The organism is Pseudomonas anatoliensis, assembly GCF_017976235.1.
GTDB classification, from domain to species: domain Bacteria; phylum Pseudomonadota; class Gammaproteobacteria; order Pseudomonadales; family Pseudomonadaceae; genus Aquipseudomonas; species Aquipseudomonas anatoliensis.
On the sequence record NZ_JACVHC010000007.1, the window covers coordinates 417,325 to 434,288 of the forward strand.

The 16,964-nt window shown below is 54.3% G+C and carries 11 protein-coding genes and 1 pseudogene; 1 reads left to right on the top strand and 11 read right to left on the bottom strand.

The window, feature by feature from the left end; all coding sequences use genetic code 11:
• Positions 1-276 precede the first annotated feature (276 nt).
• On the bottom strand, positions 277-1,104 hold the full coding sequence (locus tag ICA16_RS23615; protein WP_210701768.1) for a glycosyltransferase family 2 protein: 828 nt from the start codon (positions 1,102-1,104) through the stop codon (positions 277-279).
• Positions 1,105-1,320: 216 nt separating this feature from the next.
• On the opposite strand from ICA16_RS23615, the gene ICA16_RS23620 reads away from it, so the two are divergent.
• The gene (locus ICA16_RS23620) at positions 1,321-2,133 is read left to right on the top strand and encodes a VanW family protein (RefSeq protein ID WP_210701780.1); all 813 of its coding nucleotides are present in this window, start codon (positions 1,321-1,323) and stop codon (positions 2,131-2,133) included.
• A gap of 45 nt (positions 2,134-2,178) precedes the next feature.
• Here the strand turns inward: ICA16_RS23620 and ICA16_RS23625 are convergent, their stop codons facing one another.
• The 10 genes and pseudogenes from ICA16_RS23625 to tssI all read right to left on the bottom strand — a co-directional run.
• On the bottom strand, positions 2,179-2,676 hold the full coding sequence (locus tag ICA16_RS23625; RefSeq protein WP_210555559.1) for a hypothetical protein: 498 nt from the start codon (positions 2,674-2,676) through the stop codon (positions 2,179-2,181).
• 27 nt (positions 2,677-2,703) lie between these two features.
• Entirely contained in the window at positions 2,704-3,186 is a 483-nt protein-coding gene (locus ICA16_RS23630) for a hypothetical protein (protein WP_215731540.1), read from the bottom strand.
• A 43-nt stretch (positions 3,187-3,229) separates the two neighbouring features.
• Complete coding sequence (locus ICA16_RS23635) at positions 3,230-4,183, bottom strand: hypothetical protein (protein ID WP_210701769.1); 954 nt, start codon at positions 4,181-4,183, stop codon at positions 3,230-3,232.
• Positions 4,180-7,458, bottom strand: coding sequence for a toxin VasX (locus tag ICA16_RS23640; protein WP_210701770.1), 3,279 nt, complete (start codon positions 7,456-7,458; stop codon positions 4,180-4,182). Before ICA16_RS23640 ends, ICA16_RS23635 begins: the two co-directional genes overlap by 4 nt.
• Positions 7,455-8,345 (bottom strand): DUF4123 domain-containing protein, encoded by an 891-nt coding sequence (locus tag ICA16_RS23645; protein WP_210701771.1) that lies wholly within the window; start codon positions 8,343-8,345, stop codon positions 7,455-7,457. Before ICA16_RS23645 ends, ICA16_RS23640 begins: the two co-directional genes overlap by 4 nt.
• Positions 8,318-10,264: pseudogene (locus tag ICA16_RS23650) on the bottom strand (type VI secretion system Vgr family protein); the annotation flags it as partial. The pseudogene ICA16_RS23650 and the gene ICA16_RS23645, both read right to left, overlap by 28 nt.
• A 155-nt stretch (positions 10,265-10,419) precedes the next feature.
• Positions 10,420-11,607: a DUF6708 domain-containing protein gene (locus ICA16_RS23655; protein WP_228734218.1), complete on the bottom strand. Its 1,188-nt coding sequence runs from the start codon at positions 11,605-11,607 to the stop codon at positions 10,420-10,422.
• Positions 11,600-15,025 (bottom strand): toxin VasX, encoded by a 3,426-nt coding sequence (locus ICA16_RS23660; RefSeq protein WP_210701772.1) that lies wholly within the window; start codon positions 15,023-15,025, stop codon positions 11,600-11,602. Before ICA16_RS23660 ends, ICA16_RS23655 begins: the two co-directional genes overlap by 8 nt.
• Positions 15,022-15,894 (bottom strand): DUF4123 domain-containing protein, encoded by an 873-nt coding sequence (locus ICA16_RS23665; protein ID WP_210701773.1) that lies wholly within the window; start codon positions 15,892-15,894, stop codon positions 15,022-15,024. Before ICA16_RS23665 ends, ICA16_RS23660 begins: the two co-directional genes overlap by 4 nt.
• On the bottom strand, positions 15,895-16,964 hold a 1,070-nt coding region (tssI, locus tag ICA16_RS23670), incomplete at its 5' end, for a type VI secretion system tip protein TssI/VgrG (RefSeq protein ID WP_210701774.1).

A 16,964-nucleotide genomic window follows, 5' to 3' on the forward strand; every position in this document is an offset into this window, starting at 1 on the left:
GCTTGTAGGGTTTCTGAAAGTTTCGTGAAAGGTTCGTGAAGGGTTTCATCGATAAATATCTATTAACTTTCTTGTACATAATATTTACATTGAAGTATGGCGACATATCCGCCAACTTCTATTAAAATCCTTCGCGTTCGCCCAGTGTCAGGGCTCTTTACCGGTGCATGGATTGCCAGGCCATTACACTGGGCGAACACCTCCGTTGGAGCAAATGTATACAATTTCAGTTAAAAAAAGGGTGACTTTTAAAGTCACCCTTTTTGTTGCCATGAGTTAAACCGATGTTTGTATCCCGGGTTTGCCTCGCTGTCCCTGGAAGCGCTCGATAGTCGCTTGGTACATTTTCGTACGGCGGTGATTTTTCCCGTAGGTGCCCGCCGCGGCGACCGTTCCTGCCTGGATGTGATCGAGATAACGGAAAATCGTGCGTGGCGAAAGCAGCTTGATGCCGTATCCAAGGCTCACCATTCGATCCTGCAGCGTGTAACCGGGTACGCGATCATCCATGCAGAAGTGCAGGCCTTGAGACTTCATCAGTCGCACGTTCCACAACGTACAGAAACTTTTCAGGTGAGTTTCCTTATATGGTCTTGGCGGTTTGGATTTCATACCCAGACGAACTTTTGCCTGGCGAACATAATGCTTGCAAAAGCGTGAAGTTAAACGCCAGGTATCCCGCACAATCCCCCGATTGATCTGCTCGACACAACCAACTGCGGCGATATCCGCACTTTTTGTGCACTCGCGCAGCATCATTGCAAACACTTCTTTGTCATAGACGAAGGTGTCGGTGTGGAGCAAAAACAAATAATCGGTTTCAACCTTTTCCAGCGCCAGATCAAGTGCCTTGCCATGGGCAATATGGCCTGCTTCCTTGCACGGAGAAGGCCGCTCGATCAAGTTGATCCAGTCGAGCGAACGCAGGTAGTCCAGACTTTCATCCGCTGAATCGTTGTCCACCACCCAGACTGGAATGCGCTGTTCCTTGACATGCTGGTGCAATAATTCCAGGCACATCCGGGTAATGTCCGCGGTCTTGTAATTGACCAGGACAAGGCTGAAGTTCGGCTGTGGTTGGGTTGGCAGATTAAACGCACTCATAACAGAAAGACTCATCCACGGGTCAATGACGACAGGGTTTATGAGCCGGGAGGGTAGCGAGCCAACCTTAGGCGAAGCTTAATTTGCAGGTCTGGCAGCGCTTCAGAATGTGTCGAAGTGAGTCGAGGAATATGCGTGGCGCGCTCGGGTTACAGGCTAGAATGCCCGCCCATTTCACGATTCAAGGAAGAAGCGGCGATCGCCGTTGCGTCACGGATGAAACCACTTTCCCTCTACCACCCAGCCTTGTACTGGCTGCGCGTGTGGCAAAAAAGACTGTTCCGGCACATCGCCTGGCACTGCTCCAGCAAGCGTTACGCACGACCCGTTGCGTTGACCGGACGCCTGCCATTTCGCTACCTCAAACACACCTCGAAACTCATCCGTAAACTCGGCGACTCCGATCTTGCCCTGCAACACAACAAAGTCATCAACCTCAAACTCGCCGTCGCCGCCATCGATGGCGTCATCATCGCCCCTGGCGAACACTTCTCCTTCTGCCGGCTCGTCGGCCGCCCAACGCGTAAACGTGGCTACGTCGAAGGGATGGAACTGTCCTTCGGCGAGGCCCGCACCGGGGTGGGTGGCGGGATATGCCAACTGAGCAATCTGATTCACTGGATGGCCATACATTCACCGCTGGTAGTGGTTGAACGCTCCAATCACAGCTTCGATCCGTTTCCGGATGAGGGACGCGTACTGCCGTTTGGCTCCGGTGCGGCGATTTTCTATAACTACATTGACCTGGTGCTGCATAACCCGACGGATCGGTGTTTTCAGCTGAAGTTGAATGTCGGGCAGACGCAACTGGAAGGGGAGTTGTTATGTGATCAGGTGCGGGCGTATCGGTATCACGTGTTTCAGGAAGGGCATCGGTTTGCGCGCGAAGGGGAGCGGGTCTATCGGGAGAATGAGATCTGGCGGGAAGTTCGGGAAAAGGGGCAGGTGGGGACATTGGTAATGCGGGAGAGGCTTTATCGCAATCGTGTGGTGGTCAAGTATGCGGTGGCGGACGAGCTGATCGGATAGGGCACGCGCAAATATGCTTCGCTGAACAAGGCGCGCCGCGTCTGATCAGTTTCTGAAATAAAGCTCGTCGAGCTGACGTCTGCGTATCGACAGATATTCATCCCATACCTTGGGGAAGTCCTCATCCCTCGTCAGCGGAAAGGTCAGATAAATGTATCTTCCGACAACACTGATGTATTGCCGCGCACGTTTGAAAGCCGGCTGCTCGAAAAGCGCGACGCTCTCATCGTAGGCGTCATGGTGATGACGGATGCTCACTCGGTGCGGCGCGATCATGCCCCGCGCAAAATCGATTACCCAGCAATTATCAACGGCTGTGCTCAGGTACCCGTAAACACCATCGCTCGACAAACGAATACATGAATTGGCCTGAGTACCGTCTTCATCGTTGACCAAAACAATCTGGTCTGCGAAATACTGGATCATCCTGTTATCGGGCCCTTGCAGGAGCAAGCTCCAACCTTCTGCCCCCATGTGGAATTCACCGTTGTTTTCAAAGGTGGCGGTCCAGCCGTTGGCGAGTGTGATTTGGCGGGTGTTCACGTGAGTTCCAGATTCAATGGTTCGAGGCTAAAGCGATTCGAGTTCGAGTGTGCAACCAAGGCTACGCAGTCTCTGAAGCTCTTGAGCGAACGAGTATTTCGAAGTGCCAGCATTTTCCTTGTCGTAGGATATTCGGAGCAGCCTGAACAACACGCCTGCTTTATTTCGGCTGGTTTTACCAAGGGCGGCGGTAAGGTCATAACCCGCCCCGGATAGAAACGGGTTCTTCTTCCTCAGGATGTAATAGGCCCTCAGGTTCGAAAGCAATCCGTCCGAGTCGATGTAGTTTTCCTCGAGGCTTTGAACGTACTCCTCAAAGATCCGGGTCAGTTGTACTTGCGCTGAGTCTTGGTGCCTCAACACGGCACACATCCCTTGCCAGTTGTTTATGTGCAAGTGGTCGCCCCAGTCACAGCCTTTGGCGAAGTAGAACCCGTTGCCTTTGAAGAAATCAGGGATTTCATGTTGGTCTAAAGCGTTTTGGAAGGTAGCCGTCACTGGCGTACTCATGTGTTGTCCTCAGGTAACGGCGCACGGCACCCCCTTAAGCCAATTACTGTAGTGGTTGCTCGGCCATTTCTGTCTCACGCTTGGCGATGGCCGCCTCCAACTCAGGCGAGCGTTTGGCCCATTGCTCGGGAGGAAGGGGTTTGGACCATTCGACGATGGCGGGATCAGTCAGATCAGGTGGTGGTGCGAGTTTCCACACCTGAAGCATCATGGCCAGAGGCGTTCCCAGAAGAAAAATGGATACAAACAGCCACAGTGCTTGGCCAAACTCCTTGGCTATCAGGTGGTCACGAATACTTATAAAGAAACCGTACCAGATACCCCAAAATGTGCCTTTTCTTCCAAGTTTTCCGCGAATGCCCTCCAGGTCATTTCCTTGTGGAGTAGCGTCCGGTCCAACTTCCATAAAACTGCGCATGCATTCCCAAAGGCTCATGGCTGTTTCGCCGCCGCCGCAACTGAACCCTAGGCTGAAATCGCGTTCTTTTTCAGGCGCATCAGGATCGGGATTACGAAAACCCACCACCAATAAGCCTTGAGTTGTTTTACCGTGCTGGCCTACGGAGTCCATCGCCACCGCTTGGGCGGTAACCTGTTCCCAAGGCACGATCCAGTAGCGGCCATCTTCGAATGGGACACAGACTTCGCGCCGTTGGCGGTTGAAGCGAATAGGAGGTGGTACTGGGCTGATCAAGCCTTTGAAGACTAGAAGAATTGGAAGGCCAACGATAAATAACGAAAGCGCTAATGCACCTCCAAAATATCCTTCAGAAGAACTCTCATGCTGCACAAACCAAATACTCATAAGCAGCACTGGCCAAATAACCATGACGGCAGAGCCAATGCTGTAGGAGCCAATATCAAGAAACACGTCGTTCTTGCGCCAAATGCTGTTAAGCACATCTTTGGGTGTTTGCCCCGTCGGGATTGCTGGTGGTGCCAGATAGTCCTCTCGTGAGAGCAATCCTTTGCGAGTGCCGGTTGCGGCTGAGGTCATGCCTTATCCTTGGGGGTCAGGTAGTTAGAGTTCTGTTGTGGGCCAAGACGGTGAACGCTGGCCCGATCTAGCTCGGGAGTTGGCTCGCCCGATCGCAGGGTGATGATTTCACCATCCGGACTCAGTAAGCCGCCATTGGGCGATAGTGTGTACGCGAGGCCTTTAGTGCCGCCGATGGTAGCACCGTCACCGGCCAGCAGTGCCACGGGACTGAGGTAACATATGCGCAAGGACAAGCGAGTAAGCGGCTGCGAGAAGCTGCCGGTAAGGCGCAAGCCCTGGCCGGCATCGGCGGGAATCCAAGTGCACTGGCTGGCATTCAGCCAAGTAGCACCCAGGTCGGTGGGCGTACCTCGAGTACCGGTACCGAACCCCGCCGAGACTGGGGTAGGATTGCCGCTCATAGATAAATCGATTTGTGCCGCTTCTGGTGCAGCACCCGGCAAGTCAATGCTTAATTGGGTAATGGCGTCCTGGGTGATTGTGTCGCCCAGAACCCCGCTGATACGAACTTCTCGAGTCTCCATCGACACTCTCGGCTGATACAACAACATCATCAGTTCGTTGATTTCGTCCAGTTGTGCCTGAGGCTCGATAGCCTTATTGGTATTTGCACGGCGATGGGACCAGCAGCAATTGGCCAAATAATTCTGCAACGGACTGGCTTGGCGGAGCCAGGCGAACAGGTAAAGACCCCCGAGTGCCAACAACAAGAAATTCATTGGCCCCATCCCAAGGCGAAAGCGTTTTATGGCCACTGGAGTTGAAATTTGATTTGATAGCCGCATCCCCGTTAGTCCAAGCCCTAGAAGTGCTTGCGCTCCATACACGGCAACCTGCCCGGCAACGGCCAATTGTTTGATTTTAAGCCACGGATCGATATTGCTTTGAGCACTCTCTATTTGAATTTGAAGCGACTTGAATTCTTTATAGGCTGCTGCAGCGGATAGCCATCCAACAACTCCACTGAACAGAGTGAGCGTTGGAGCCGTTGCAGAAAGCCCCAGAGGCAGTCGACCGGTTATGTCCTTTACTCCTTTCCCCAAAAGCATCCAATTCTGAATCACCGCCCCCAACGCCGCCCCTGCATATAAATACGCAGAAAGAGAGTCCGCCTGACGCTGCTCATCGCTGCCTTCCAGCGCCGCTGCCTGTCCGGCATAGGTGCCGGCGTTGAGAATGTTGACCACCAGCGCCGCCAGCGGCAGTAGGCCACCCGAGGCTTTGATCGAGGGTGCGTTGACGATGCCGTTGACGCGACCGAGGCTGATGGCCTGAGCGGTGCTTCGGGTCCATTGGCTGAGGGCTTCAGCGTTCTGGCCGACCAAGCGCCAAACCTTGATACCGTTCTCTACGCCCTGCACAAGGCGGGTGTTATCGCCGAGGCGGATGACCAGGAATAATCCCATTGCCATCGCCGTGCCTTTGCTTGCATGAATCAAAGACGCGCCGAGGCGGGTCATGGTCGCCGTCCAGGCACCTTCCAGATTACTCGCCAACCGCTCGATATTGCGTAGGGTGTCAGTGTCCAGAATCTTGATTGCGGCTGCGCGGGAGTCGGCGAGGTTTTCCAGACTGAGCGCCGTGACCAGTTCGTTGAGGCGCGAGGTATTGTTTACCGCCGCTTCCAAGCTCGGACTCCACGCCTGGAACACCAGACGCAGCAAACCGGGGTCATCGCTACTCACGTAGTCGGCAAACTGTTTCGCGCCTTCGCTACGGCTGCACTGAGCGCTGAGGCAAGCGATCGTCAGGCTTTCCAGCCACTTGAGGTGCTCTTCGCTGCTCTGGTCGACAAACCACGTGCCGCTGTCGTTGCGTGGCAGGTAGGTTTTGCGATCGGCGTACAGCAATTGATGGCGTTCTTCGACCTGTTTGAAGTGCTGCGGCGCCTCCTGATCCAGCCAATGGTCCATGCTCGCCAAGTCGATGTATTCACCAACCTTGGTTCCGCCGCCACCTTCCAGATTGCTGACTTTTTCCTGGCGATAATCCCGCACAACCTGTTGCGCTTCCTGATGCAATTCGCTCGGGATGAAGCTGCGCACCTTGTTCAGCACGGCTTCTTCACGGGATCGAACCTCAGCCAACAGGCCATCCGCTTGAGCATGCCCATACTGTCGGCCGCGTTGTTGGTTGATGCGTGTTTCTTCCAGCATCAGGGTGTTCAGCTGCTTCTGACTGTCGATCAGGGTGTCGCCCTGTTCCGGTGTCAGTTGCAGGTTATGTTCGCGATACCGGTAGTTGAGCAGGTTGGCAACTTCGCCACCGTCTTCGGTAACCATGTTGCGGATAAAGCTGCCGATGGTCTGGCGCAAGCTATTGTCGGCTACCCACTCTTCGTGTTCTGCCTCGACCTTGTTCTGTTCGTGGTCGATATCCCGCAACACCCCCAGATCATCATCCAGCGCAGCAAACACCGCATATAGCGGAGCCGACTCGCTCTTGGCTTTGTCCAGCCAGGCTTGCGTAGGTGCCAGTTCCCAAGGGCTGGCGCTCCAAGTCCCGGGCTCGACCACGGGCTCGCCCGGTGGTTGCATGCCGGCCGCCTGTTCGCGTTCGCGCAGAGATTCCGAGCTAGCGGAGTAGGCTTTGATATTTTCTTGAGTCGGCGCGGCTTGCGCTGTTTTGCGTTGTTCTTTCACGCCTTCGCGGTCAGTCGCGCCGTTCTTCTGATGTTCATGCGCAAGGGTTTTTTCGCGCACTTTCGGCATGAGTTCGGCGACAAGTGTCGGGGCTTTTTCGAGCGGTAGGCAGTGTTTGGCCGACAGGCGTTTGGCTACGTCGGTAAGGGCGATCTGACGCATGCGCTTGCGTCGTTCACCGGTCTTTTTCAGGCGCTCGCAGGCGTCTTTGCCCAATGGCACTTCGCTGTAGAGCATCCACGCGTCGGTGCTTTTGTTCAATGCGATTCCGGCGTTTTCACCGGTCGTCAGAGCAGAGTGTGGTTGCGTCAGCGGTTGTTCAACCAGCAAACCATCAGACGCCACCGCGTAGCGTTTCAATGGTCCTTCGGCATGCCAAAGATAGGCGTAACCCGCGCGCAAGCGACGCAAGGCCATCGGGTGGCTTTTGGTCGGGCTGGATGGCGCGAAATCGGCGTGTTCGGCGGCCTGTTCGGCCATTGCGTAACGGCTGGGAACCACAAAGATTTCGGGTTGGCGCGCAGGGCAGGTGGTAGCCGGGCTGGACAGGTCTTCGTCGCCGAACTGGCATTGTGCAGCCTGATCTGCAGCGGCCAGGTTGCGGTTTTTATCGAGCGGTGCGGTGGTCATGCATTGGACTCCTTGTCAGTCAGCAGCCAATGGCGATGCAGTTCTACCAACAAGGCATCCAGGCGTTGTGTGGCGTTGAGCGTCGGCTGTTGAAGAATCTCGCGGTAGGCCTGATGTTCAGGCGCTTGGGGGAACTCGGTCCCGTGCTCAGCAACCAGAGCAGACCAGCGTGCCACTTCGTTGGGCGCCGAGTAACCGTGGCTGGCGGCGCCTTCACGGCAAAGGACCGCCCATTGCTGCTGTTCGACGGCCGAGCGCTGAGCCAGGCAGTCGGGAAAGTAGGTACGAACGTGCGCCAGCAACTGTTGATCAAACATTTCCAGCTTGCCTTGATTGAGCCGTTGCAACTGTTGCTCATCGAGGTGAAGCCACGGACGCTCAGCATATTGCTGGGCGCTTTGGCGATCCTGCTCACGAACGATCCACTGTTCTTCCTGGCCTTCTCGCGCTGGCAGACGTACGCGTCTGATCGGGCCCATCACGTGATCTTTTTCCCCGGGGTTCAGGGCCGGCAGCCAATGGCGCATGACTCGCGGGTCGTAGTAGCGAAACAGCATTGACGCTTCACCGGTCACCCGCGCGTGGATGAGGCTGCGCAGATGTTCAGTCAATTGCTGTAGAGGCGCATCGCTTTCGATGATGATGCCAGCATCGTTTTGCCAGTCATCAGTAAAGGCCTTTTCAAGTGCGCTGTTGGCGCGCAATACGACCAGCGCAGGGCCGACATCAAATACCTCTTGGTAGGGCGTTGCGTGATACAGCCATTCGATAACAGGGTTGTCGTCCAGACTGTACAAACGGGCCGGAAGGTTTTCGATCTTTGCTCCATCCAGAAGCAGATAACGCGTGGCACCGGGGATCATTTCAGCGCCTTCAGTTTTTGGCATATCTCGCAGACCGGCTGAGCCGTTGTGGCCGCCCGTTTCAGGGTTTGGCGCAACACCGGTCCCAGCAACTGCCCAGCCTTATCCGCATCCGCCTGCTTCAACGGCCCCGGCAGCAACGGCGCAGCGCCCGTGCCGCTACCCGGTCCACCGCCGGAGTTCATATTGATCACCGGCCCGCTCATGGTCACGCCGCCAGCATCAATCTTGATGAAGCTGCCGCCACCGACCAATGTCAGTTCGGCGCCGGCTTCCATCACCACTTTCATGCCGCTGCTGAGGTGGATTTCCTGCCCCGCATCGATGAACTGCCCAGTCCCAATCTTTATGTGCTGATTGACGCCCACGGTGAGGTGATCATTTGCCCGCGCCTCAACTTTGCGATCGGCATAAACCGTTTGGTGTTCTTCGGCTTTGAATTCCGTGTAGCTGTTCTTTTCAACGGTGTCGTGTCGTTCGTTGCCAACCCGAATTTTCTGGTCGTTTTCGACGTTCTCGTCCCAGTCGCGCTGGGCGTGCAGGTAAATCTGCTCCTGACCTTTCTTGTCTTCGATGCGCAGTTCGTTGTAGCCGCCACCACCCATGGAACTGAGGGTTTTGAAGGTACTGCGGGTTTTGTTCGCCGGCAGGGCGTACGGGACGGTGTTTTCCTTGTGGTACAGGCAGCCGCTGATCAGCGGTTGGTCGGGGTCGCCTTCAAGGAAGGTGACGAGCACTTCCATGCCGATGCGCGGGATGGCGATGCCGCCGTATTGGGCGCCGGCCCAGGCGCTGGAGACGCGGAGCCAGCAGCTGGTTTTGTCGTCCGCCTGGCCTTCGCGGTCCCAATGGAATTGCACTTTGACGCGGCCGTATTGGTCGCAGTGGATTTCTTCACCTTTGGGGCCGGTGACCACGGCACTCTGGCTGCCGAGGATGCGCGGTTTTGGATGGCGCAGGGGCGGGCGGTTGGGCACGTCCCACGGGGTGGCCTGGAAGCGGTTGCGGTAGCCCTGATGGAAATCGTCTTTCAGCGCGGTGGTGTCGCTGGTCACCGACTCTTCCAGCACTTGCGGCTGTTTGCCTTCGTGGAGGACTTCGGTGAGCAGCCAGAGGTCGTTCCATTTGGCTTTCGGGTGCGCGGTCAGCGCGAGGAAGTGGCCGCTGACCAGCAACGGCTGATCGCTCTTGCCTTCAGCCAGTTGGAAGTCGCTGCGGTGGCGTTCGAGGGCGCGTTTGGCCAGGTGTTTGCCGCGCTCGCGGTCGATGAAACGGCCCGGGTAATCGTAGTCTTCGAGGTCGGGCAGGGCGTCGCCACGGTTTTCGCTTTCCAGCGTCAGGCGTGGTTTTTCGAAGTCGTAATCGCGACGCGTGGTGCGGCTGGTGCGGGTTTCCAGGCGCAGGTCGAAGCGCTTGATCACCGGGTCGCTGGCGACCATGCCGGAGTCTTGCTGATAGGCCACAGGCTTGAGTTTCGGGAACACCGTCTGGTCATCGCCGAACACTAGTTTGTGCGCCGTGGCGCTGTGCTGGAAGTGGTAGTGGATACCTTCTTCTTCGCACAGGCGCTGGATGAAATGCAGGTCGGATTCGTCGTATTGCACGCAGTAGATGCGCTCGGGGTAGATCGAACCGGTCTTGAATTCGTAGGCGTTGCTCTGGATGCCGTGCTCTTCCAGCACTTGGCCGATGATTTTCGGCACTGTGAGGTTCTGGAAGATGCGCTGGTTGACGCGGTGCGCCAGGTACGACAGTTGCGGGCGCAGGGTCACCGAATAACGGGTCAGGCGTTTGCCTGAGTCACCTTGCGCGGCGCGATAGATCTGGCCGTGGATGCCGCTGCCGTCGGGCGACAGTTGCAGGAAGGCCGGTTTGTGCAGCAGGGTTTCGAGGTCCAGCGACGGCTGCTCACTGACCAGCTCCACCTCAAAGAGAAAAGGCTTTACCGAGAGCGGATCATGTTTTCGGTATCAAAGTAACGCATGATATAACTGACCGAGTAAACATGGTCTTTCGAGTTATAAAAGCGATAACTTCTGACATGCTTTATTTTTCCAATTAAGGAAAAAACTGATCCCATTATGTGCCACTTTTTTCTTTAAATTAGACCGGCGGTCTTGCATGCCTCAACAAACGTTGCGCCTTTTTTATCCATTGCGTTTTTTACCGCCTGATTGGCGTTTATCAATGCAGGGCTTGGTTTTGCCCATTGTTCTTTCGGCAAGGGTTGGGACCAAATATCTACTTTTTCCGGTAGAGCGCGACCTCCCTTCCGGTAGCTCCACTCGGCCAGTATGTAAGGCATTTTCCAAAAGCTCAGCACGCGCCAGATGTACCAACGACGTAATGGCCACGGTGTGCGCTTGGGGTAACCATAATGCTCACGCTCCTTGTCCGTAAGTTTGGCCCCTTCGTCGTTCGAATTGCACATCCAGCGAGCGTCATCGCGCTCGATTTCAAAAGTGTGCAGCCCTTCATATGATTTCAGGCGATCACCTGTCGGAGTAAGTCCCAAAGCAGTTAGCATTGGGTTCGGCGTATCTACTATCTGTCCGTCTTCCATGTAGTTTCGGATTGATGTCCACATCCCTAGCGCGTGTGCGTCACTGGGCTGTGGGAGAAGAAGAAACTGCACTTTGTCTTGTTCGGCATCCTCAAGAGCCATCCCAAAGGTGTATTGGCGTGTCGCGCCATAGCTGGTGATACCTTGGGTTTTTGCGACCCAAGCAACCACGCCCTCCCATGGCACCACCAGTACGCGATCAGTATTATGGTCAACGTAGCAAACTTCACGACGTTGGCGATTGAAGCGCACTGGATATTTTTTTGGAGAAAAAATTACGTCGGAAAACATTCCATATAAATAGGCTCCTATTGGTATGGCGAATAAGAGAGAAACACTAGTCGTCACCTGTAAAAAGGTAATTAGATCTGTAAGCGGCTCAGGAAAATTTTCAGGGTAAAAAATAACGCCGGCAAGGATTACTAGGCTAGGCATTATGAAGGCTGTAAACAGCGCCATCCAAATAGCCGCAGCGAGTATTTTTCCTTGCTCAACCATTCCCCAGTTGCTTCCACCTATCTCAAGGAATACGTCATTTATGTCGGAAAAGTTACGGCTAGAACCTTGTGTTTGTCCGGTGTAAACAGGTAGTGGGGCTAAGAATAAGGTTTCGTTTAATCTTCCTGTGCGAATCTCGCCCGCACAGGGTCGCTGACTTTTAATGTCCGGCGCATCTAGTGTTTCTGAAAGCTTGTCACTGCGTTTGAAAATATTTTTAAACATCGACGGTCGCCAGTTCTTCTTTCTTGAATATTTTAAACGTGCCTTTTCCCGTCCCGCTCGGCAAAGTATCAACAGGATCGAGTGTGTACTTGCCCTTGGTAGGGATTCGTACTCCATAGCTCGTGGTGATTCGTAAATCCTTTAAAACGAAGCAGGTGCGATGTATCAAATCGCGTTCTGCTTCCAATTGATAGCCAATGTTGAAGGCTAAAGCAAAGTCGGAAGTTTGCAAGGAGTCACTGATAGGGAGTTTGAGTGTCAGTGCTTCATTTCCTTTGCTGGCGACCATAAACCTTGTGGCCCAAGTGGCAGTACTTTCTTGCCAGCGTAGTGGTGGGAGATTTGGATTGTATCCCCCTCGCATTGGAGCATCACGTTTTTGCTGGTACGCAAGTAACTGTAATTGACGGCTATCCATCTCTTTCGTGCTGACACCCGGGAGGATCAGTTTCAAATAGGTCTGCTTCTCATCGCGGATGAGTTCGCAAGTGGGCTTTTGCACCACCTTTGCCAACTCGCTCCACTCATCTTGGGTACTACGATTCTTTGTCTGGTTTCCCCATGCACTGGATTGCATCCACTTCTGCAGTTCGTCTAAATTGAAATAATTATAAAGTCCTTCACCGATCAGCTGCAGAGCTGTGCCTATTAAACCAATCAAATTAGCGCGTGCACCAATTGACACCAATTCTGGGCTTGCTTCTGCCCAAGCAAATACACGCATTTCAGTCGGTGTTTTTATTACGGTTTTAACAATAGAGCCAGTATGCTTGGCTCCCCATGTACCCGCGCCGATCAATATTGCGTCGCCACTAATTTGTAGCGTTGAGGCACCCAGCCCTTTGGAATCTCCTTGGGCGAGTGCTTTCGTCCACTGGATAGAGTGTTTGCGCAAATCCAGTGAAGCAGATAACACACTAAAACCGAAAGCGCCGATGCCCGCGACACCAGCCCAGCGACCTAGTCGAGTCATAGTATTTAGCTTACCGGCCGTACTTGCCATATCCTCAATGTGCGCTTGGAAAATCGTAACTGAAAGCCCCTGTACTGTGGCAAATCCGGCGCCAGCGATACCAACAAACGCTTCAGTAAAAGACCAGGCATCGCTCGCTGACAAGGAGGTTTTGTCTTTTTTAAGTAGAGTGCTCACTGCCTCGATGAATTTCTGTCCCTGAATGATGAACAGTCCAAAAGCCAGTAAGTCTCCCTTCGACTTTAAGGCTCCGCTCAGAGGTTTATTAAAGGTTCCCATTGATCGAAAATCTCTAACTGTCCTGTCCATTTCCGCACGTAATTGTGGGTCTAAGCCATCGATGACGGTGCCAATTTGTGCGGGGCTGTTACCTCCCACTGCTAGGGCACCACTTAGCTTTTCTTCCAGAGGTATCAGTTGTAGTTTCAGTTGGTCAATTCGCTGCTGGTAAACAGCCTCACTGCCCGCTTGGGCTGAACCTGATGATTGCAGCATCAGTTCCCGATTCCGCAGTTTATAGGTCGCGCTCAATTGATCACGCAAGCTTAGTGATTGTTCGCTGGCCTGATTGTAATTAGCGATCTCCGTGGCCGTTGCTGCCCGTAAAGTTAGGCCTTTGGTGGAAAATTCGCGTAGCAACTGCAATCGTGCGGGGCTGCCGATATTTCGTATATAGGTGTTTGGGTCAATATTTTGCATTCTTTTGAATGCATCATGTGCTTTTTTCAGTTGATCAGCAGCCTTTAGTTGGGTTGCCGGGTTATACGCCTCAGTAAGCATGCTTTGCAAACCGGCGAATTGAGTGCTCAATTTTGCGTAATTGGGTAGGCGCGCAGAGACCAAACTACTGAATTGATTGCCAAGCGCGTCGGCATTTACCAAATTTTCCTTCGCTGACAAAATGCCAACAGCCAAATTGCTCAGGTCAACGAGTTTCTTAGCAATATCAATTTGATCTATCAGTCCTAACGTGTCGAGTCCAGGTACGACTGTTAACAGATTCGATTCTAAATAGGTGGCGAGCTTTTCAACTGCTTTTCTATCGGGGCACATGGCTGCCACGCAGACGAACTCGGTTTTCAAACGATGCTCGATTTGGGCATCAAGATGAAAGTCGTAATACCACGCAGCCCGGTGGAAGAGTCCGTCAGTGAACATCGTCAAGCGATCTTCGCGTATTTTTCCTAGTCGCTTGTTCCAATGTGAGAGGAGATTTTGCTGGCGAGTAACAAATGTTTCCATTTCTTCTCGGTTGACAAGATTCGCGATACCGCGCTGGCCAAGATCCTTGCCATGTAAGGCCTCCCACGTTTGCAGGCTTAGCGTATTGATTGTGCTTTGGTGCTTGCGATAAAGCGGCTGCCCCATTGCATCGGTCATATCGACAAATGCCTTCGCGTAAGGGTTGGTCAATGCTGCTTTTCGCCACTGAGACTCATCGCCATACACACCAGGGTCACGATGGTCGCGACGAGCCTTTAGGTAGTCGTAGATTTTTGACTGTTGTTGCTCGTTAGTTTCGTCTTTCAGCGCTTTGACGTCGGGATCTGTGCCGCTCAGGGCAGTCAGTCGTGAGGCATTAACATCATACAAAGACTGAATGTAGGATCCGGTAAGATACTGTGCCTGGCACTTATCGTCGGCACTCCATTTTCCAAGCCAGTCAGCTACTTTCAATTGTGCGCTGGCAAGATCTCGCATGACACCAATATCGTCGCGCAGCACCAGGAACAGATAATCATCCTTGTACGGGCCCTGTACTTTGCTGGTCAGTGTTTCTATCGCCGTATTTTGAAACAGCGGCTCATATTCCCAATTGTAGGGTTTGCTCTCTTCGGAGTCGGCACCTTCAAGCAGCGCCATGGCCCGGGTTTCGTTCTCAGCCACTTCGGCTAACCATTTTTTTGCCTGCATTTTGCTGAGCAGACTTTTACCTCCCTTCTCAGGGCAGACACTGGCCAATTCGACGGACTGCATTAAGCGCTTTCGTTCATCCTTGGATCTGAGAACTTGAGAGCACTTGAAGGCCGTCCATTGAATTTCCGAGTAACTGGCGTACAACGCATGATTGCGAGGGAAAACCAAGTGTGGTTCACCAATAGAACTGGTTCGGGTGTCGCCCGATACTTCCTGACTGTTCCACAAAAGCTTGGTGATTTGACCTCTTTCGACGCGGTATTCGTGCAGGTAGCCAGTAGAGCCGTCGATTATGTACAAGTAGCCGTCGCGTAACAGCCGGATACCCAGCGGCTGGCTTTTCGTCTGAAATGGCATGGCCAGTTCAGCCTTCGGATCGAGATACTCAACCAGTCCAAAACGCAGCGGCAGTAACTGCACTTTTTTCTTCGCCAATTGGCACTCACCCATGGGAACGCGGGTGTCCTTCGCACTCATGGCCATCGCTGCGTTATTAGCGCTGGGTTTTGGCGGTTGCTGGGTAGTCACGATGGGCTTCCTTGTCGATCAATGGCACGGTTCTCTGCTAATTCGGCCGCGCGCTCCAGACGCTTCAATGGCGCCTCTGGTGTTGACTCCGCCAGCAGGAGAAAAATATCTGGGTGTTCAGTCACAGGTTCACCGGCCAAATACCCGAAAACGTTCGCGTAAAGTGTTATTTCCTGTTCAGAGGCGAAGCCTTGCTGATACGCATCATCTGCAATTTTCTGCGCATACTGACGACGCGCAGGCCCTGCAAAGGATGACATAAAGTCTGGAAAATAAGTCTGCAGATGCTCGCTCAACCCTGAGACGAAATTACGAAACTCGACTTCGCCTAACGCCGTGAGTTCTGAATCCGTCAAACGATAGGTATCGGGTTCGGCATTTGCGGGATCGGGGCGCTGGTGTCGATGCCATTCAGCCGCCACTCCATCCGGCAGGCAGATGTGCGTAACCGGACCAAACCAACGGGCACTGCTGGCTTGCTCCGCCAGTGCGAACAGCGGGCGCATGACTGCTGGGTCGGCAATACGTGGCATGACCTCCACACCACTGGGGTGCTCTACAGTCAGCAGATGGCGCAAGTGGCTCCAGAGTTGGTGAGCATCGGCATCACTGAACAGTAAATAACCCCATTCAAGGGCCGCGTGCTCGCGGAAGTACGCCAATAGCGGATCGTTGGCGCCTTTAAGAGCAATCAAATAGGGGGAGATATCTGCCAGCTCCTGCCAGCGAGTGGACTGGTACAGGCTGTAGGCTTGGTTGTCCCACTGAAACAATTGCTGCGCGAGGTTGGGAACACTGACGCCATCCAGCAGTAGATAGGCTGGGGTTTTCCATGGCAGATCACTCGGGAGCGGCGGTAGTTCGATCATTTACTGTGCCTCCTTTTGCGCGGCTAATTTGGCGGCTTCACACACCGCACAAATCGGCTTCTTCTGCATCAACGCCTGCCGCTGGGCCGGCACCAGCAATTGCCCAGCCTTATCCGCATCCGCCTGCTTCAACGGCCCCGGCAACAACGGTGCAGCCCCCGTGCCGCTACCCGGTCCACCGCCGGAGTTCATGTTGATCACCGGCCCACTCATGGTCACGCCGCCAGCATCAATCTTGATAAAACTACCGCCGCCAATGAGCGTCAGTTCCGCCCCCGCCTCAAGCACCACTTTCATACCGCTGCTCAGGTGGATCTCCTGCCCCGCATCGATGAACTGCCCAGTCCCAATCTTGATGTGCTGATTGACGCCCACGGTGAGGTGATCATTCGCCCGCGCCTCAACTTTGCGATCGGCATAAACCGTGTGGTGTTCTTCAGCCTTGAACTCGCTGTAGCTGTTCTTCTCCACGGTGTCGTGTCGTTCGTTGCCAACCCTAATCTTCTGGTCATGCTCGACGTTCTCGTCCCAGTCGCGCTGGGCGTGCAGGTAAATCTGTTCCTGACCTTTCTTGTCTTCGATGCGCAGTTCGTTGTAGCCGCCGCCACCCATGGAGCTGAGGGTTTTGAAGGTGCTGCGGGTTTTGTTCGCCGGCAGCGCGTACGGGACGGTGTTTTCCTTGTGGTACAGGCAGCCGCTGATCAGCGGTTGATCAGGGTCGCCTTCAAGGAAGGTGACGAGCACTTCCATGCCGATCCGCGGGATGGCGATGCCGCCGTACTGGGCGCCGGCCCAGGCGCTGGAGACGCGTAGCCAGCAACTGGTTTTGTCGTCGGCCTGGCCTTCGCGGTCCCAGTGGAACTGGACTTTGACGCGGCCGTACTGGTCGCAGTGGATTTCTTCACCTTTGGGGCCAGTGACCACGGCGCTCTGGCTGCCGAGAATGCGCGGTTTCGGGTGGCGCAGGGGCGGGCGATTCGGCACGTCCCACGGGGTGGCCTGGAAGCGGTTGCGGTAGCCCTGATGGAAATCGTCTTTGAGCGCGGTGGTGTCGCTGGTCACCGACTCTT